At 49.7% G+C, this 19,295-nt stretch carries 16 protein-coding genes and 1 pseudogene; 11 read left to right on the forward strand and 6 right to left on the reverse strand.

The features are described 5' to 3' along the window. Window positions 1-269 precede the first annotated feature (269 nt). Both ACYVSB_RS05250 and ACYVSB_RS05255 read left to right on the forward strand, forming a co-directional pair. A complete protein-coding gene (locus ACYVSB_RS05250; protein WP_461218685.1) occupies window positions 270-2,426 on the forward strand; it encodes an ABC transporter ATP-binding protein/permease in 2,157 nt (718 codons plus the stop codon). Between the two features lie 60 nt (window positions 2,427-2,486). Further along, window positions 2,487-2,969: a hypothetical protein gene (locus ACYVSB_RS05255; RefSeq protein ID WP_125601415.1), complete on the forward strand. Its 483-nt coding sequence runs from the start codon at window positions 2,487-2,489 to the stop codon at window positions 2,967-2,969. Window positions 2,970-3,041: 72 nt separating this feature from the next. Here ACYVSB_RS05255 and jag read toward each other — a convergent pair whose 3' ends face one another. From jag to ACYVSB_RS05280, 5 genes are all read right to left on the reverse strand, one after another. Further along, window positions 3,042-3,929: an RNA-binding cell elongation regulator Jag/EloR gene (jag, locus tag ACYVSB_RS05260; protein ID WP_125601412.1), complete on the reverse strand. Its 888-nt coding sequence runs from the start codon at window positions 3,927-3,929 to the stop codon at window positions 3,042-3,044. A 24-nt stretch (window positions 3,930-3,953) separates the two neighbouring features. Further along, window positions 3,954-4,793, reverse strand: a complete 840-nt coding sequence (gene yidC / locus ACYVSB_RS05265; RefSeq protein ID WP_225422210.1) for a membrane protein insertase YidC — start codon at window positions 4,791-4,793, stop codon at window positions 3,954-3,956. A gap of 22 nt (window positions 4,794-4,815) precedes the next feature. Next, window positions 4,816-5,172 (reverse strand): ribonuclease P protein component, encoded by a 357-nt coding sequence (gene rnpA, locus ACYVSB_RS05270; RefSeq protein WP_125601409.1) that lies wholly within the window; start codon window positions 5,170-5,172, stop codon window positions 4,816-4,818. Window positions 5,173-5,237: 65 nt separating this feature from the next. Continuing rightward, on the reverse strand, window positions 5,238-5,378 hold the full coding sequence (rpmH, locus tag ACYVSB_RS05275) for a 50S ribosomal protein L34 (RefSeq protein WP_083479007.1): 141 nt from the start codon (window positions 5,376-5,378) through the stop codon (window positions 5,238-5,240). Window positions 5,379-5,791: 413 nt separating this feature from the next. Beyond that, window positions 5,792-6,109: a hypothetical protein gene (locus ACYVSB_RS05280; protein ID WP_125601406.1), complete on the reverse strand. Its 318-nt coding sequence runs from the start codon at window positions 6,107-6,109 to the stop codon at window positions 5,792-5,794. A gap of 508 nt (window positions 6,110-6,617) precedes the next feature. Between ACYVSB_RS05280 and dnaA the strand changes: the two genes are divergently transcribed. The 4 genes from dnaA (at window position 6,618) to recF (ending at window position 11,406) form a co-directional block, all read left to right on the forward strand. Further along, a complete protein-coding gene (dnaA, locus tag ACYVSB_RS05285; protein WP_125601402.1) occupies window positions 6,618-7,955 on the forward strand; it encodes a chromosomal replication initiator protein DnaA in 1,338 nt (445 codons plus the stop codon). 421 nt (window positions 7,956-8,376) lie between these two features. Beyond that, a complete protein-coding gene (gene dnaN / locus ACYVSB_RS05290; RefSeq protein WP_125601399.1) occupies window positions 8,377-9,516 on the forward strand; it encodes a DNA polymerase III subunit beta in 1,140 nt (379 codons plus the stop codon). A gap of 540 nt (window positions 9,517-10,056) precedes the next feature. Further along, window positions 10,057-10,290, forward strand: coding sequence for a S4 domain-containing protein YaaA (gene yaaA / locus ACYVSB_RS05295; protein WP_225422209.1), 234 nt, complete (start codon window positions 10,057-10,059; stop codon window positions 10,288-10,290). Next, entirely contained in the window at window positions 10,291-11,406 is a 1,116-nt protein-coding gene (recF, locus tag ACYVSB_RS05300; protein WP_125601396.1) for a DNA replication/repair protein RecF, read from the forward strand. Between the two features lie 835 nt (window positions 11,407-12,241). On the opposite strand, the gene ACYVSB_RS05305 is transcribed toward recF, so the two are convergent. Next, the gene (locus ACYVSB_RS05305; RefSeq protein WP_125599497.1) at window positions 12,242-12,529 is read right to left on the reverse strand and encodes a hypothetical protein; all 288 of its coding nucleotides are present in this window, start codon (window positions 12,527-12,529) and stop codon (window positions 12,242-12,244) included. Window positions 12,530-12,771: 242 nt separating this feature from the next. Here ACYVSB_RS05305 and gyrB point away from each other — a divergent pair, with 242 nt between their 5' ends. From gyrB to rpsR, 5 genes and pseudogenes are all read left to right on the forward strand, one after another. Beyond that, on the forward strand, window positions 12,772-14,700 hold the full coding sequence (gene gyrB / locus ACYVSB_RS05310; protein WP_125599696.1) for a DNA topoisomerase (ATP-hydrolyzing) subunit B: 1,929 nt from the start codon (window positions 12,772-12,774) through the stop codon (window positions 14,698-14,700). 19 nt (window positions 14,701-14,719) lie between these two features. After that, window positions 14,720-17,236 (forward strand): annotated as a pseudogene (gene gyrA / locus ACYVSB_RS05315) (DNA gyrase subunit A); the annotation flags it as partial. A gap of 794 nt (window positions 17,237-18,030) precedes the next feature. Continuing rightward, complete coding sequence (gene rpsF / locus ACYVSB_RS05320) at window positions 18,031-18,333, forward strand: 30S ribosomal protein S6 (protein ID WP_125599500.1); 303 nt, start codon at window positions 18,031-18,033, stop codon at window positions 18,331-18,333. A gap of 43 nt (window positions 18,334-18,376) precedes the next feature. Further along, a complete protein-coding gene (gene ssb / locus ACYVSB_RS05325; protein ID WP_125599503.1) occupies window positions 18,377-18,946 on the forward strand; it encodes a single-stranded DNA-binding protein in 570 nt (189 codons plus the stop codon). 42 nt (window positions 18,947-18,988) lie between these two features. Continuing rightward, window positions 18,989-19,225, forward strand: a complete 237-nt coding sequence (gene rpsR, locus ACYVSB_RS05330; RefSeq protein WP_125599505.1) for a 30S ribosomal protein S18 — start codon at window positions 18,989-18,991, stop codon at window positions 19,223-19,225. The last annotated feature ends 70 nt before the right edge of the window (window positions 19,226-19,295 follow it).

The following is a 19,295-nucleotide window of genomic DNA, read 5'->3' on the forward strand; positions in this document are numbered from 1 at the left end:
CTTGCGGATCCCTAAGCCTCAATAAAACTATTGGGTGGCGCATATCACCACAATTTTGTGATATTCCACCCATTTCGATAGTTACGCCTTCGTTAATGAACAATATTAGCTGAATAAAATCCCGAGAAAGCGTTTACTGGTAACGATTTTAATGCTACACTTTATTGTGAAGTAATTGATCAGATCCAGATTTTGAATTGCGGAGCCAAATTAGCTTGGCTCCTTTTTAGATAGCGATCGATCACAGATTAGCGCAGGTGAAATGAGCAATGATGATTGAATTGACCGGACTTTCGAAACGATACAAGCAGCAAGTGGTGCTGGACCAAGCCAATGCCAGTTTCACCGAACCTCAGAAGATCTACGCTTTGATCGGACCCAGCGGCAGTGGTAAGAGCACGCTGTTCAATATTCTTTTCGGCCTGGATAACGATTATCAAGGCCATTATCAGCTACTGGGGCACAATGCGGCCGAACTGACCAAGAAGCAGTGGGCGATCATTCGCGAACAAGAAATGCGGATGGTCTTCCAAGATTACAAACTGCTGGAGAACTTAACGGTTTACGACAATTTACATTTGTCTGGCGATTATTCGGACCAACAGATCGAAACCGTGCTCGCTACCATGAAGTTGACCCAATTCAAGACGGCGATCGTCGCTGACTTAAGTGGTGGTCAGAAACAACGACTGGCCATCGCCCGCGCGGTGATCGCGAAACCGAAGATTCTCTTGCTGGACGAACCCACCGGTAACCTTGACCAAGAGAATATCGAAATGACGATGACCTACTTGGATCAATTACGTCAACAGGGAATCATGATTCTGATCATTACCCATGATCCGCAGGTGGCGGAGTTCGCCGACGTGGTCTATCAATTACAAGACCAGCAATTGGTTTTGACGAAGGGCAGCCGACCAGAAGAGGCGCCAGATGACGTTTCAAGGGAGATCATCTCAGCGACACCAACGACGATCCCTTCGGCCGCCAAGAAACATCTGTTCAGCTATACCTGGACGAATCTCCGCCATACCAAGCGGCGTTTATTTTTCTTAGCGATCCCGATCATTATTATTATTTCTGCCTTTATTCTAAGCTTTACGGCTTTTCGCACCAGCTCGACCTTATCCTTTAAGAATTCATTCGGCGGGATCAGTGAGCGGGCAATAACACTGAATACGCAAGATCTGAATCGAAAGACCCATGCCCGTTATCGTAAGGAGGGCATTGTGAGTTCCTTCGATGGCAAGCGGATCGGGTTTTCCCAGGCCGACCTTACCGCGGCGCGTAAGTTGACCGGGGTGGCAAGTGTGACGCCCTTCAATCCAGGTGGGGTCAACTTATATGATTCTCATCAGAACACACTCAAATTGACCTATTTAGCGGCAGAATTCGACCCGTTGATCCAACGTTATCAACGGCTGAATAATAAGCTTGATGAGATCACCTTTGAATTCAACATGTCGTCCACGCCCCAACGCGTCATTCGCGACTTCAATGAAGCCAACATTGACCTCGTCGCGGGGAACTATCCCCATGATCGCAGCGACGAGATCTTGATTCCTGACGTCCTTGTCTTGCAGAAGTACCACACCACGGATCTGCGCCAAGTCTTGCGGAAGTCCATAACCCTAAATGTTCGGAAAAATCGCCAAACTAAGAAACATCACTACCGGATCGCTGGCATCTACAATACCGACTATGCCCATGGTTTGAGCGCTAAGTACCCAATTTATGTGGGTTATGCCGCTGAAGATGAAAAGACCGTCTACCTAGATAAGGAAACCTACCAATTTTATCGTGATCTCCTGACTGAGGACGAGGCTACCGCCGCGGTCAGCCAGAGCCTCATCGCGAGTTACACGCAATACGAGCAGGCTGTCGGTACCGGCTATCAAGGAATGTTGATCGTGGCTGCTCACGACACCGACGTCCCGCAGTTGACGAAACAATTACAAACGAAGTACCCCGCTTACAAGATCACTTCTCAGGAAGATCTCCGCCATGGTGAGCTGGGCGCCATCTATCAGCGGTTGATTTGGATCCTGATCGGTGGTTCTGTGGCGATTGCTTTGATTGCCGGTGTCTTGATCTGTTTCTTGAATAAGAGTTATATCAACGGCCGTAGTCGTGAATTGGCGATTTTATACAGCCTGGGTTATCAGCGCAAAGATATCTTCCAAGTGATCGCATTGGAGAACGGGCTCTTGTTTGGCGCTTACTTCCTTATTTCTTGCGGTATCTGCGCCTTACTCAATCGCTTTCTGCTAAGTAAATTAAGTAGCGCCCGCTTGTTTATCTACCTGTTCGCTCCCGAAAATATTGGGGCGTTGTTCCTCCTGGTCGTGATGATGCTGTTGATCTCGATCTTGTGGGGGATCAGTGGGGTCAAGCAGAAGAACCTGAAGTATTATTTGAATCACTGATCAAGTATTTAAGCGACTGAACGCTAAAATAATCGCTTGTCCAGAAAGGTTTGAAGCTCAATGAATAAGAAAAAGCGCCATGGCAAGTATCGGGGTCTCAAGATTCTTCTAACCTTCGTGGGCGTGATTGCATTGCTAGTGGCAGGTGGTTACTTGATGTTGCGCTATCGGGAAAGCACCAAGAAAGTGATCGCCCTAGATAAACTTGATCAAATCGAGCTTGTTCAAAAGGATAATCGCTTGTGGCTCAAGGGTGACGCTGATATCAGCAAGCATCGGCGGATCTTCGTCGTGGATGGCACCCAATCTGGTAATGACGCCTATATTTATATCATGGAAGTTTTCAGTTTCAAACAGAATAGCCAAGTCCATTTTGATATTACCGATACCATCAATCGAGAGTTCGGGACAAACACGCCAATCAAGAATTATTACCTTGTCAGCGGAGCGGAAATTTGTGGTCAGGGCGCGACGAGACAGGAGAACTATACCGACGCCACCAAGTATGATCAGCGCCGGGACTTACCAATCAAATCAGAATGAGCCATAATAAAAAAGAGTGGGACCCTTCAGAAATAAACTTCTGCGGGACCTACTCTTTTTTGGTAGCGTGAATTATGGTAATTTAACGGTTTTGCGCGGGACAACCACCACATAGCGTTCGGGATCGACCCCTTCGGAATAGGTTTCCACATAGGGGCTGTCCGCTAACAAGGTGTGGATCTGCTTGCGTTCGAAGGACGGCATTGGATCCAAATAAACCGCTTGATGATCGGCGATCACATTGCGGGCGGTGCGCTTGGCGACTGAGGCCAGAACGCGTTCCCGGCGCTCGCGATAATCGCCAACGTTGAGCACGATCGCCTGATGCGTGCGGCCGCGGTGATTAAAGAAGGTTTGACTGATGTACTGCAAGGAATTGATCGAGCGACCATGCTTGCCGATCAGGAGTCCTTCTTTCGCCGTATCTAAATGAAAGACGATTTGGCGGTCATCACTTTTCCGATCGATCCGCACCAAAGATGGCGCGCCTAAGCGTTGGGTCAGATCAGTCAAATATAAGGCCAAGTCTTTGACGGCTTGTTCGTCATTGCGATTTTCAGTTTCAGCGGTTGCGACCGGTGCTGGTTGCGCCGCGGGGCGGGCCACTGGCGCGGCCGGCGCTGGTGTCACTGGTTTGACCGCGGTTGCGGTCGCTGACGCAGGCGTCGGCGCGCTGGCTTTAGCGGCTGGCTGGCCACTGCGCCGTTGCGGATCATTTTGCGCGTCGGTGCGGATATTTTGCCGCATTTCTTTTTCGATCTTCTTCTGCGCCGCTTGCCGCCGCGCGACGGTTTCCGCCGAAATCTCGACTTCGACCAGGGCGGTTTTGCGCCCTAAGCCTAAGAAACCTTTCGCTTCTTTGCGGCGGATCGTGATCGTTGCTTCTGTTTCCTCCAGGCCCAAGGCAGTTAAACCTTTTTCAACTGCCGCGGCCACGGTAACTCCTTCATACTGTGCCATAATGTTGAGCGACCCCTTTCTCGATTAGCGGCGCCGCGCTCGTTTCCAGGCGCGCCGTAAAGCCTTCTCTTTCTCCTTGGCTTCCGCTTCCTTGGCCTCCCGTTCCCGTTTCGCTTGGAATGGGTTTTGTAAGATCAACGTCTGAACCACTTGGAACGCGTTGGAAACAACCCAGTACAGGGACATCGCCGAAGCGATATTCAAAGCGGGGATGATGATCATCAACGGCATCACATACATCATGATCTTACCCGTCGAACCACTTTGCGGCATGGACAGGTTACTGATGTAGGTGCTCAAAAACGTGAACAAACCGGCCAGGATCGCCATAATGTAGTAGGGATCCTTCTCCCCTAATTGCATCCAGAGGAACGTCCCTTGCTTCAACGCCTCGGTGCGCCAGATCGCCTGGTACAAGGCGTACATGAATGGCATCTGGATCAGCATTGGCAAACAACCCATCATGGGATTGACGCCAGCTTCGGACATCAATTTCTGGGTCTCACTCCGCAACTTCTGCTGTGTTTCCACATCTTTGTCGGAATATTTCTTTTGGAGCGCTTGTAATTCTGGTTGGATCTCCTGTTGCTTCTTCATGTTCTTGGTGCTGAAATGGTTCAGCGGCAACAACACGATCCGCACGATGATCGTAAAGACCACGATGGCCCAGCCGTAGCTGTTGCCTAAGATCGAAGCGATCTTCAAGATAAACCAAGAGAAGGGGTACAGGACATAATGGTCCCAGAATCCCGCGCTACTCTTGGTAATTGGCTCATTCAAATTAGAACAGCCGGTCAAGACCAGAACCAAACTCAGGATCGCGACCAGTAAAATGATTTTCTTTAACTGCGAGCGTTTCTTCACTAATTTTCCCTCACGAATCGAATTATTCTGCTTGTGCTTCAAGCAACAACTGACTTAATTTTAGCACATGGATGAGATTAGTTTTAGTCTCTTTCATATCTAAATTTTTCGCATTGGCGCGGGCGATCACTAAAAAGTCCACATCGCCGGGTAATTGATCGGATAATTCCAATAAACTTTGACGAATATAACGCTTGATCTGATTGCGACAAACCGCGGTGTGACCGACTTTCTTGCCCACAGAAATGCCAACGCGGTAATGTGTCTGCCCCGGTTTCTTGATTTGATAGACGACAAAATTGCGGTTAGCCTTGGAGTGGCCAGCCGCAAAAACTTCTTGAAATTCTTTTTCTCGTTTGATCCGATACCGTTTCTGCATAACGCCGTTCCCATCTTTGTCTCGCGAAATAAACTAATAAAAAAAACCACTGAAACTCAGTGGCCTTAAGCAGATAAAACTTTTCTACCTTTACTACGACGTCTTGCTAATACTCTACGGCCGTTTTTCGTGCTCATGCGTTTCATGAAACCGTGAACGCGTTGACGATGACGTTTTTTAGGTTGATATGTCCGTTTTGTTGTCATGTGTGTGGCACCTCCCAAATATAAGTGGATACACCATGAAGATCGTTTCGAAATAATTCTGATATGTTCTTCAAGCGCAATTACTTTATCCATACTATCATACAGTTCTGGAAAAATAAACAGATTTCTCGGGTTTCCGTCAGGTTTTTTTTGAAAAGTTGCGTTTTAGTCGTCATTCAGGTGGAAAATCGAGGCGAAGCGGCGAAAAACAAGCGAATTCAAGAAAACATACGAATTCAAGATACACGAAATCAGAAAAAATAAAATCAGAGAAAATAAAATCAGAAAGTACGAATTCAAAAAATGCGAAATCAGAAAACACAAAATCAGAAAACACGAAATCAGAAAAACACGAATCCAAAAAGATGGTCAAGAAAAACGGGGGCGCCAGGCAGACTGGCTTGGTGATTCCTTTAGTTGGCCCGGTCACTTTTGGCGTGGGTCAGCAAGCCGGTCAGTAATAAGGTGGTCGCGGCCACCGTGATCAGGATGCCGCGCCCGTTAAGCCGCCACCAGAGCTGGCGATAACTGCTGATCGCGCCACCTTGGGTCAAGGTCAGATCCCGCCAATGATCCAGCGTGGCGACCACTAAACCTTGGCCCCAAATGGCGCCTAACAACCCGCTGAGCAGACACCCCAACAAATAACCCAATAAGACCAAGCCTGTATTGATCAAGCCACTCCGCCAGGCAAAGCGCCACCGGTGGCGATCATTTTTTAATGATTTCATTTTTATTCCTTTATTCACTTTCATTCTAACATTTTCTGCGGATTAGACAACCAGCTTGGGAAATTCTCAGCGACCTATTTTGCCGCTGGCCAAGCGCCCTAAAACGGCGATTTCATCAGGCTGAAATCGCCAATTTACTTATCCACAAGTTGGACCATTCCTTGGGATTATCCCTGTGGATTGTTGGACCGCTTGATTCCACTTGTCCCCTGCAAATGTGGATAACTCCAGTTGTCCACAGCTTGGTGCGCAACGCTTTCCACAACTCGCTTTTCGGTGGATATTTTCATGAAAACAAGTCGTGACGGCGCTGGTTATTCACACCCAGCTGTGGATAACTTTATTTTCGTTGGCGTTGCCTTAATTTGTCCACAAGCCTGTGGACAAATTAGCCGCAATCTGTGCGTAATTTATTGGTCTAGCTAAAAACCTGTGGAAAACTTTTTTAGTAAATGCTAGAATTAAGTTACGATTTATTTTTAAGATGGAGAAAGAGGCGGCTAAATTCATGGATAGTACGAAATTACTATGGCAACAACTCAGCGCCGAGCTTAAGAAAACGTTTAAGCCGGTCAGCTACAACACCTGGATTGCCTCCGTTAAACCAATCGAAATCTCCGGCGATACCCTTGTCCTTGAACTGCCCTCAGAGTTTCACTTAAATTATTGGAATGAGCATTTATTGGATCCCACCCAAACGATCCTCGAAGAATTGACCGGACAGGCCATGACGATCAAACTCCGCTTGCCCAACCAACTCACCAACCAAAATCAAGGGCAAACGCAGACACTGGATAACGACGAAAAAGCGGTTTACGGGCATGACACCCATTTAAACGACCAATATACTTTCGATAATTTCGTGATCGGCGCCGGCAACTATCTGGCGCAAGCAGCGGCGTTATCGGCGGCCGAAGAACCTGGGGAGATTTACAACCCCTTGAACATTTACGGCGGCGTGGGTTTGGGCAAAACCCATTTGATGCAGGCGATCGGCAACGAAATGCTGCGCCGCAATCCTGACGCCAAAGTCAAATACGTCACCAGCGAAGAGTTCACCAATGATTTGATCAACTCGATCCGCACCCGCCGCCAAGAGGCTTTCCGCCGCGAATACCGCTCGGTTGACCTTTTGCTGGTCGATGATATTCAGTTCTTCGCGGACAAAGAGGCGATCCAGGAAGAATTCTTCCACACCTTCAACAAGTTATATGAAAACAAAAAACAAATCGTCCTCACTTCTGACCGGATCCCCAGCGAGATCCCCAAGCTGGAAGACCGCTTAGTTTCCCGCTTCCGGTCTGGCTTATCCGCCGACATCACCCCACCGGACTTGGAAACCCGGATCGCGATCCTGCGCAACAAAGCCTTAGCGGAAGGCCTAGAAATCGACGACCAGACCCTCAGCTACATCGCCAGCCAGATCGACACCAACATTCGCGAACTGGAAGGCGCCCTCGTCCGCGTCCAGGCCTACTGCACCATCAACAAGATCGACATTGACCTGGAAAACGCCATGGCCGCGCTCCAAGGCCTCCAAGAACTTTCCGCCGAACGCGGCCTGTCGATCAGCGGCATCCAAGAAGTCGTCGCCCAATATTATCGCCTCCAAGTCGCCGACATCACCGGCAAGAAACGCACCAAAAACATCGTCGAACCCCGCCAGATCGCCATGTACCTCGCCCGCGAACTCACCGACAACTCCCTACCAAAAATCGGCAAAGAATTCGGCGGCAAAGACCACACCACCGTCATCCACGCCCACGAAAAAATCGCCACCAACATCAAACGCGATTCCGAACTCAGAAAACAAGTCAGCGACCTCCAAAAACTACTACAGAATTAAGAGTGCGAACCACACCGGGTAGTGCTTGAGCATTAGCCTAGTCACTGTTTTGGGAGCCGGTTTTAGCTCCCGGAACAGTGACGTAGCTAAGCGGAAAGCACTGGGGTGGTGAGCACATTTCGGTAGAAAGTGCGGAGCGCAACGGGTTAATTTTCAGCATTAGACTAACGATGATTTTACAACTCGCCATTCCCCACTTTTCTCCTTTATAATTGTCCACCGGTGGACAACTTTGTGCAGGGATCAAAAATCCGTCCTGTGGATAACTAAAAAAGTGTCCCCAGAATTCTCCACAAGTTATCCACAGTGAAAATTGGTCACGAGTGATTCGTCACCGGACTTTTCCACAGGTTCCACAGGCCCTAATACTAATACTAAAAATACTATAGCTTTATTAAAGACAAACCGAGGAGGAACCACTATGAAATTCACAATCAATCGGAACAGTTTTATCCGTTCATTCAACGATGTTTCACGGGCTATCCCAGCTAAAACCACGATTCCGATTTTAACCGGGATCAAATTAGATCTGACCAATGATGGGTTACTTTTGACGGGAAGCAATTCGGACATTTCTATTGAAACTTTCATGCCTGTCAGTGATGAAGAATTAAATCTGCAAATTGAGTCTGTCGGGAGCGTTGTTTTAACGGCGCGCTTCTTCGGTGAAGTCGTCAAACGTTTACCTGAAGACGAATTCACGTTGGAAGTTCGGGACAATTACCAGACCCGGCTGACTTCAGGTAAATCCGAATTTACCGTTGTCGGGATCGACGCCAATGATTTTCCACGCTTACCTGAAGTTGAAGATCAAAGCGAGTTGAAAATCGGCGCTGATATTTTACGGGACTTGATCAACCAAACCGTCTTGGCCGTTTCAGACCAGGAAACCCGGCCGATCTTGACGGGGGTCAATTTCACCATTGATGGCAATGGGTTACTGGCGGTGGCCACGGATAGCCATCGTTTATCCCAACGCCGGCTTGATTTACCGGACATTACCAGCACCTATCGCATGGTGATCCCCGGCAAAAGTTTGCAAGAACTGAGCCGAATGTTAGCCGACCAAAGTGGGGACATTGCCCTGCGGATCAGCGAAAATCAAGTCCTCTTCAGTTTCGGCGCGACGAAATTCTATTCCCGTTTGCTGGAAGGTAATTATCCGGACACCGCGCGGTTGATTCCAACCGAACACAATGTGCAATTGCAACTGAACGCTTCGACATTTTTGGCGGCGATCGAGCGGGCGGCTTTGCTGTCCCACGCCAGTCGGGCCAATGTGGTGCGGCTCGTGCTGACCCCGGCGGACAATTCGGCGATTCTGTCCGGGACCTCGCCAGATGTGGGGAATGTGGAAGAAGCCTTGACGATCACGGCGTTAACCGGGGATGAGCTGGATATTTCTTTCAATCCAGATTACATGAAGGACGCGTTGCGGGCGTTCGGACCCGCCGAGATCAGCCTGAATTTCACCACCAATCTGCGGCCGTTCACGCTTGTGCCGACAGCGGATGGCGAGCACTTTGTCCAATTGATCACACCTGTGCGAACTTTCAACTAGACCAATTTTATTCAGCGTCACACAAGCCTGATTTCACCCTTTTTCCGGGAAAATCAGGCTTGTTTTATCGTGCTTTTTGGCGTGATCAGTGGTTTCGGTTGGGTCTGTGATACAACAGCACCGACACTTTGATTTTTAGTGATTGTGAGAAAAGGCCGTTAATAGCGGGAAACAGGTCAGATTGCTAGCGTAGCAAGCTGGGGGTATCTTGACGAGCCCCTAAGACTTAAGCGTTACCGTTGATTAACCTAATCAATGGTTTTTATTTTTCTTGCGCCAGCGGGCGGGTTTGGCGGGAGCTAAGTAGTTAAGCTAGGCGCGGATTCACTATGACGTTTTGGCACGGATGTGGGGTGGCGCTTAAAAAAAGGTGGATTTTCCGCTAGAACAAGAAAAAAAGCCCTTCTCAGCAATTTTAACGAAAATAGGCTATCTGGCTTATTTGAACTAATATTTGCTGAAACGGCTTTATTTGCGGTTTAAATTGTTTTTTACACAAAAAAAGTGTATAATTTAGAAGTACAAAAAGTTGGAATTCTAGTGCTGGGGGCGAAAATAATCAAGCAAATCAAAATCGATACCGAATACTTGACCTTGACGCAGCTTTTGAAAGAAGAAGGCATTGTCGGCAGTGGTGGTCAGGTCAAATGGTATTTACAGGAAACACCGGTCCAGTTGAACGGCGTCACCGAGGCTCGACGGGGCAAGAAGCTTTATCCCGACGACATCGTGCAATTGGCTAGCGGCGAACGTTTCCAAATCGTGAAGGTCTAAATGTACCTCCAGCAAATTGCGCTGACCCATTTCCGTAATTACGATCGGCTGACGGCGGAATTCTCGCCGCAGATCAACGTGCTGATCGGTGAGAACGCGCAAGGCAAGACGAACCTGCTCGAAGCAATCTATGTGTTGTCACTAGCGCGCTCCCATCGAACAACGGATGACAAATCGCTGATTCAATGGGGGCATGATTTTGCTAAGGTCAGCGGGGTGATCCAGCGGCGGCTCAGTCCCTTGCCTTTAGAATTGGTCATTAGCCAAAAGGGCAAGCAAGCGCGGGTCAACCACTTGGATCAAAAGCGCTTATCTGATTACGTTGGCCAGTTCAATGTGGTGCTGTTTGCCCCAGAAGACCTGGAATTGGTCAAAGGCTCACCGGCCAAGCGCCGCCGCTTTATTGATATGGAGTTTGGCCAGATCGACCATCAATATCTTTATAATATTAGCCAATACCGCAGTATTTTACGCCAACGAAATCTTTATTTGCGTCAGCTTAAGTTTGGCGAGGCCAAGGACCGAGTCTATTTGGAAGTACTGTCTGATCAATTGGCGGGTTTTGGTGCCGAAATCGTGTGGACCCGGCATCTTTTTTTGCAACAAATGGTCGCTTTCGCCAGCGCCGAACACCGCCAGATCACCCAAAATCGCGAGGAATTGCAGTTCGCGTACCAAACCGTGCTGCCAGAAGCCGAGTTGACCAGCTCAAATCAGATTTTCCAATTCTTACAACAGGATTACCAGCGTTTGCAAAAGCGGGAGATCCAGCAAGGCACCACCTTGAGCGGGCCCCATCGTGATGATGTTCGGTTCATTGTTAACGAGCAGAATGTGCAGGAATTTGGCTCCCAAGGGCAACAACGGACAGTGGCGCTTAGTTTGAAATTGGCCGAGATCCAGATGATCAAAGAAAAAACCGGCGAGGCGCCGGTGCTATTGCTGGACGATGTGTTGTCGGAATTGGATGATTTGCGGCAAACGCATTTGCTGCACACGATCCAGGATCAAGTGCAGACGTTTTTGACCACTACTAGTTTGGATGGGGTCGCGCAGGAGGTCATTGGGCAGCCGACGGTCTTTCGGGTGACGCAGGGGCAGATCGAGCGTGAGTAGGTCGCCGGGGCCTGGGGCGGTGAACACGTTTCAATGATGTCCACGGCTTGCGCTGCGCGTGGCGTTGGTGGTTGGCAAGTGTAGTGGGGCTCCAGGTCGGGCTGGGGGTGGTGGAACGCGGCGGGCACGATTTTGAGCTTTTCGGAAGTGCGCCGAAAATCTCAAAACTCGGCCTTATTGTAGGCGATAAATCGCCAACAATAATATCGCGGCTGACTCACCCCCAGCCCGACCTTCCGCCAGACGAACAAACAGACCACCAACGCCCAGAGTGCGGAACACAACGGGTTGACTTTGAGCATTAACCTAGCCAGGATTTTGGAGGCTGGGCTTTGCCTCCGGAAGCCTGGCGTAGTTAAGCGCAGAAGTCAGTTGTGTGGAGCACGTTTCAACGCCACGCTCCGCTCCAGCCGCTCAACGTTATAACAGCCGTTTGAGCACTCACGCCATTTGGCAAGCTATCGTCAATTGATGAGGAGCCCCGCACTTGACGACCGTGGTCACAATCCTTGAATTGGTGACACCAGCGCAGTCTATCTGATGAACAGACCTAGTTCTGGATGAATCAACTGAATCGGTCGGTTTCTACCCGTGGATTGTTAAAGAAACAAGTAGAGATGTTCAGCCCACGCAAAATGTCCCGAGCTCCTGATCCGAATCCGTTGGTGTTGCCAGACCACCAAAAAAGTGGGAATTATTTGACCGCTATCTTGCAAAATCACTTTGTCCGATACTCCACTTGATTGCAGATCGGCTCAATTATGCCCAGCAACCGGTTCGAGTCGAAACATGTTATCCGTGAATCAAGCGGCGTAAAAGTACAAATTGACTCGAATCAACTGTTGGCATCGCCGGACCACCCAAAAAGTGCGGTATTTTGCATAACTAGCAAAAGCACTTCGCTAAATAGCTGATCTTGATTGTAGATAAGCTCAATTCTGTTCAGCAACCGGCTGGGACTGCGCGGCTCAGTGGTGAAATTGTCCTTTGCGGCTTTGCCGCTTAGGACAAGGCTCGATTTGAAGACAAGCCGCGCCCTTTGCGGATTGGCTTCAAACGATGCCCACCACGTTCCAGTCCGCAACAGCAGTCCCAGCCGGTTGCGCTCACGCGCAACACCCACTTTCCCCCTGCAACCAGATCCAGCACAATCAACAGAAATCATAGATAAAAACAAAAAGATAAAAAACACCGCATCAAACCAAGCACCCACCAGTTAGGAGGATTTTTGTGAACGATTCAGAGAAAAATCAACAAAACCCAACAAATGAACCCGAACCAACCATCAAACCCTTGATCGCCGACGAAACCGACGCGCCTGCAACGGCTGACGCAACACCAGCGGCACCGTCTGCGGAAGCTGTTTTGGCCAAGGAAGAAAAAGCGAAAGAATACAACGCCAGCCAGATCCAAGTGTTGGAAGGACTGGAAGCCGTGCGGAAACGCCCGGGGATGTACATTGGCTCGACCAGTAGCCAAGGTCTGCACCATTTAGTTTGGGAAATCATTGATAACGGCATCGATGAGGCGTTGGCCGGTTTCGCCACGCAGATCGATGTGGAAGTTGAAGCGGACAATAGCATCACCGTCACCGATAATGGCCGGGGTATCCCGGTGGATATCCAACCGAAAACGGGACGGCCTGCTTTGGAGACGGTTTACACGATCCTGCACGCCGGTGGTAAATTCGGCGGTGGCGGCTACAAAGTCTCCGGTGGGTTGCACGGGGTCGGCGGCTCGGTCGTTAACGCGCTTTCCAGCGTTTTGGACGTGACCGTGACTCGTGAAGGCAAGCGTTATTACATGGATTTTGTTCGCGGCAAGGTGCGGACCGAAATGAAGGTCATTGGCACCGCGGCGGCGCATGAACATGGCACTAAGGTTCATTTTCTGCCTGATCCGGATATTTTCACGGAGACGACGGTTTTTGACGACCATGTCTTGAATACGCGGATCCGCGAGTTGGCTTTCCTGAATAAAGGGTTGAAATTGACCTTTACCGACAAACGCGCGGCGACGGCGGAACGGATCACCTATCATTATGTTGGCGGGATCAAGAGTTACGTCGAATATCTCAACGAGAAGAAGACGGTGCTCTTCCCTGAGCCGATCTATGTGGAAGGCGAACAGGACGGGATCACGGTGGAAGTCGCGTTGCAATATACCGACGATTTCCATTCCAATCTGCTGACGTTCGCGAATAATATCCATACCTACGAAGGTGGCACCCACGAGGCCGGCTTTAAAGCGGCGCTGACGCGGATCATCAACGATTATGGTAAGCGGGCCAATTTGATCAAGGACAACGACGACAATCTTTCCGGCGATGATGTGCGGGAAGGGATGACGGCTGTGGTTTCGATCAAGCATCCTGATCCCCAATTCGAGGGTCAGACCAAGACGAAGTTGGGTAACTCTGACGCGCGAACGGTCACCGATCGGATGTTCTCCGAAACTTTCATGAAGTTCTTGATGGAAAATCCGACTGTCGCTAAACAAATCGTGGAAAAAGGTCAATTGGCCTCCAAAGCGCGCTTGGCCGCCAAGCATGCGCGGGAAGTGACGCGGAAGAAGTCAGGCTTGGAGATCAGTAATCTACCAGGTAAATTGGCGGATAACACCAGCAAGGACCCGAATATCTCGGAATTGTTCATTGTCGAAGGGGATTCCGCCGGCGGCTCCGCTAAGCAGGGGCGGTCGCGGTTGACCCAAGCGATTTTACCGATCCGAGGCAAGATTTTAAACGTGGAAAAAGCGTCAATGGATCGGATTTTGGCCAACGAAGAGATCCGGACCTTATTCACGGCCATGGGGACTGGCTTTGGCGGCGATTTCGATGTGGCCAAGGCGCGCTACCACAAATTGATCATCATGACCGATGCCGATGTGGATGGCGCCCATATTCGGACGTTATTACTGACGCTCTTTTATCGGTATATGCGGCCGATCGTGGAGGCTGGCTATGTTTATGTGGCCAAGCCACCGCTATATCAGGTGCGCCAAGGGAAATTCATGCGTTACATTGATTCCGACGAAGAATTGGAAGAGGTCTTGGGGCATTTGCCAGCGGCGCCGAAACCAGCGATCCAACGGTATAAAGGTTTAGGGGAAATGGACGCGGAACAGTTGTGGGAGACCACAATGAATCCGGAGAACCGCCGTTTGGACCGGGTCGAAGTTACTGACGCCGCGGAAGCTGATGAGGTTTTCCAAATGTTGATGGGTGACGATGTTGCGCCCCGGCGTAAATTCATCGAAGATAACGCGAAATATACGAAGAACTTGGATGTCTAGAAGGGAAGTTTGCGAGTAAATGGCAGAATTTGAAGATCATCGCATCGAAACGATCAACCTTTCCAAAACGATGCGGGATTCATTTTTGGATTATGCAATGAGTGTCATCGTCGCGCGGGCCCTGCCTGACGTTCGCGATGGCTTGAAGCCGGTGCATCGGCGGATCTTGTATGGCATGAACGAACTGGGTGTGACCCCGGACAAGCCTTATAAGAAATCGGCCCGGATCGTCGGCGATGTCATGGGTAAGTACCATCCCCACGGTGATTCGGCGATTTACGAGTCAATGGTGCGGATGGCCCAAGATTTCAGCTACCGTTACATGCTGGTCGACGGCCACGGGAACTTTGGCTCGGTCGATGGTGATGGCGCGGCGGCGATGCGTTATACCGAAGCGCGGATGAGCAAAATCGCTCTGGAAATGTTGCGCGACATCAATAAAGATACGATCGATTTTCAGCCCAACTATGATGGCACTGAACGGGAGCCTGTGGTGTTACCAGCCCGCTTCCCGAACCTGCTAGTCAATGGCGCTACTGGGATCGCGGTGGGGATGACCACCAATATCCCGCCCCATAATTTGGCGGAAGTGATCAGTGCCCTGCACCTTTTGATGAAGAACCCGGACGCCAGCACCGCTGAGTTGATGGAAGTTTTACCAGGACCTGATTTCCCTACTGGGGGCTTGGTTCTGGGCAAGTCGGGGATCCGGCGGGCCTACGAGACGGGGAAGGGCACGATTATTTTACGGGCCAAGACCGAGATCGAGACCTTGAAAAACGGCCGCGAACGGATCATCGTTCATGAGATTCCTTATATGGTCAATAAGGCCAAGTTGGTTGAGCGGATCGCGGAATTGGCCCGGGACAAGCGGCTTGATGGCATCATTGATCTAGCCGACGAATCGGACCGTGAAGGGATGCGGATCTCGATCGACTTGCGCCGGGATGCCAGCGCGTCGGTGGTGTTGAACAACCTGTACAAATTAACGCCGATGCAAACGACTTTCGGCTTCAACATGGTGGCGATCGTTAATGGCGCCCCGAAACAGTTGAGTCTGAAAGAGATCCTGCAATATTATTTGGCTCATCAAGAAGAAGTGATTCGGCGACGGACCGCTTTTGACCTGAAGAAGGCCGAAGCCCGCGCCCATATTCTTGAAGGATTGCGGATCGCGCTGGATCATATTGACGAGATCATCAAGATCATCCGTGGTTCTGAGACCGGCGAATTGGCCAAAAATACGATGATGGACCGTTACGGTTTAAGCGACAAGCAATCCCAAGCGATCTTGGATATGCGGTTGGTGCGCTTGACCGGTTTGGAACGGGAAAAGATCGAAGCTGAATACCAAGAATTAATGAAAACCATCGCCGATTTGAAAGATATTTTAGCGCGTTCCGAACGAATCGACGAAATCATTTATCAAGAGTTGTTGGAGATCCAACGGCGCTTCGGCGATGATCGGCGGACGGAATTGCTGGTCGGCGAAGAATTAAGTATCGAAGACGAAGACTTGATCGACGAAGAAGACGTGATGATCGTCTTGAGCCATAACGGCTACGTTAAACGCGTGCCTGCCAATGAGTTCAAGGTCCAAAATCGGGGCGGCCGCGGGATCCAAGGCATGAACGTTCATGATGACGACTTTATCGAGCAATTGATCTTCACTTCGACCCATGACACCTTGCTCTTCTTTACCGATGTGGGTAAAGTCTACCGGGCCAAGGGTTACGAGATTCCTGAATATGGTCGGACCGCCAAAGGGTTGCCGATCATCAACTTGTTGGGGATCGAAACTGGTGAGAAGATCGAGACCGTGGTCAAGGTTCGCGACGCGGATGCCGAGGACTCCCTCTTCTTCATCACCCGGCTGGGCACCGTTAAACGTACCAGCGTGGCGGAATTCGCCAATATCCGCAGCAATGGCTTGCGGGCGCTGACCTTGCGTGACGGCGACTCACTGAGTAATGTGCTTTTGACCGACAATCACCAGAACATTTTCATTGGGACGCATTTAGGCTACGCGGTCTCCTTCCGGGAAACCGATGTCCGGGCCATGGGACGGACCGCCGCCGGTGTGCGGGGGATCCGCCTGCGCGAAGGCGATTATGTAGTCGGTTCCGCGATCCTGGCGCCGGACCATGAAGTCCTAGTCATTTCTGAAAACGGCTATGGCAAACGGACCAATGTGGCCGAATATCCGATCAAAGGCCGCGGCGGTAAAGGCATCAAGACCGCCAACATCACCGAGAAAAACGGGCCGTTAGTTGGGTTGACCGTCGTTGATGGCAGCGAAGATATCATGCTGATCACCGACGAAGGCGTCCTGATTCGTTTTGAAGTCAAGGCAGTTTCCCAAACCGGTCGTGCCACCATGGGTGTTCGCGTGATCAAAGTCGACAACGGCGCCAAAGTCGCAGCGTTGGCCAAGGTCGCGCCAGACGATGACGACGATGATCCTACTGATCCAAGCGCAACCAAGCCAACCGATCCGAACGGGTCAACAGCTGATGGCGCGACCGCCAGCTCAGCGGTAGCCGCGGCTGGCGGGGAACAAGGCATTGACGCTGGTCAAACCGATTCGACCGATTCGACGACCGATCAAGCAGACGCGACCAACCTCGCTGACGCCGCCAATAACGCCAACATCGCCACACCAGGACAAGACCTGCCCTCCGATGTCCGACGCCTGCTAGACCGCGCGGAAGCTGATGATGCCGCGTTGACCGACCCAGACGACGCCGAACGAGATGACGCCAGCGCCGATCCCGATCAAGGTGACGACGATCAGGCTTAGTTTTTCCTGAATGGCCCAATGGCAGGGCACAGCTTTAAAAGCAATTTTCAAAATCCGAAGTCAGATTACGGCAGCGCTCAAATTTTGAGCGCTGCTTTTTTTCGACAAAAATAAAAAAATTGTTCACTTTCTTGCGTATTTCATGATGTAGCCAGCTCAACGTCCTCATTAGCACTAACAGTTCTGATAAGCGTTCAGTTTTACCATTTACCATTTAACACTTACCATTTAACACTTCGTACCAAGTGCCCAGAATTACTTTGCCACCCGCGTCAAGAGTCGAAAGGAGTGAGCAGCCCGTTTAATAAGCGTTGTCATATTTCAATAGCCGCATCGCGCAGCGCCAGCCGCGGACATAATACTTTTGTCCGTTCAAGCAACCCCGACCAAAAATCGAATAATTCCCAGCTGCTCGCTTGTTTCCCCGCCACAAATATGATAAACTGTTAGCTTGTGAGTAGTCTTCAGGGCTGCTTACTCCTTGTTCTTAGTAGATAAGAACCAATAGTCCATAAGGAGGTGTACAAACCATGGCACAAACTTTTTACGAAGTTACTTATATCATCAAGCCAGATCTTGAAGAAGAAGCGAAAGCTGCTTTGATCAAGCGTTATGATGACGTTTTAGGTAGCGAAGGTGCAGAATTGGTTGACTCAAAAGATTGGTCGAAGCGGCGTTTAGCTTACGAGATCAATGATTATCGTGAAGGAATCTATCACATTGTCAATGTGAAGTCCGACAACGATGCGTCAGTCAACGAATTCGACCGTCTTTCCAAGATCGACGGTAGCGTTTTACGTCATATGATCGTTAAACGCGATGATAAGAACTAAAACATCATTAATTGCGAAACGAGTTCAGAAAGGGGCTTTTTAAATGATCAATAACGTGGTACTGGTTGGCCGGCTAACGAAGGACGTTGAGTTGCGCTACACCGGTAACGGGATTGCTGTTGGTACGTTTACGATGGCGATCAATCGCTCTTTTACTAATGCCCAAGGTGAACATGAGGCCGATTTTATTCAATGCGTCATCTGGCGAAAATCTGCTGAAAATTTTGCTAATTTCACCCATAAAGGTTCTTTAGTTGGGATCCAAGGCCGGATCCAAACGCGTAATTACGAAAACCAACAAGGTCAACGTGTTTACGTGACTGAGGTCGTGGCGGATAACTTCTCGCTATTGGAGCCTAAAGGGGCCGGTGGTCACAGTAATAATAGCGGTAGCCAAAGTAATGGCGGCGGCTATAACGGTGGCGCCAGCAATGGTGGTAGCAACTTTAACAACAATTATAACCAGAACAATTCGAACAATAATAACGCTTTTAACTCAAATCCGGGGAAAGACAATAATGGTGGGCAGAGCGGTAACAGCAATGCCACTGATGATCCATTCGCGAACAGCAGTGAACCAATGTCAATCACCGATGATGATCTACCGTTCTAAATTTGGACCCGTTTTAATTAACGCTTGAGAGGAGGAACTCACATGGCTCAACAACGTCGTGGCGGCCGTCGTCGCCGTAAAGTCGATTTTATCGCTGCTAATCACATCGAATATATCGATTACAAAGACACAGAATTGTTGAAACGTTTTATCTCAGAACGAGGTAAAATCTTACCACGCCGCGTAACTGGCACTAGCGCAAAGAATCAGCGCAAGTTGACCGTTGCTGTCAAGCGTGCACGGATCATGGGCTTGTTACCATTCGTAACAGCTGACTAATTTTGTGAATTGAATTGGATTAGCCTTCTGAAATCGTCATGATTTCGGAAGGCTAATTTAGTTTTGCCGC

The organism is Lapidilactobacillus salsurivasis, assembly GCF_054785215.1.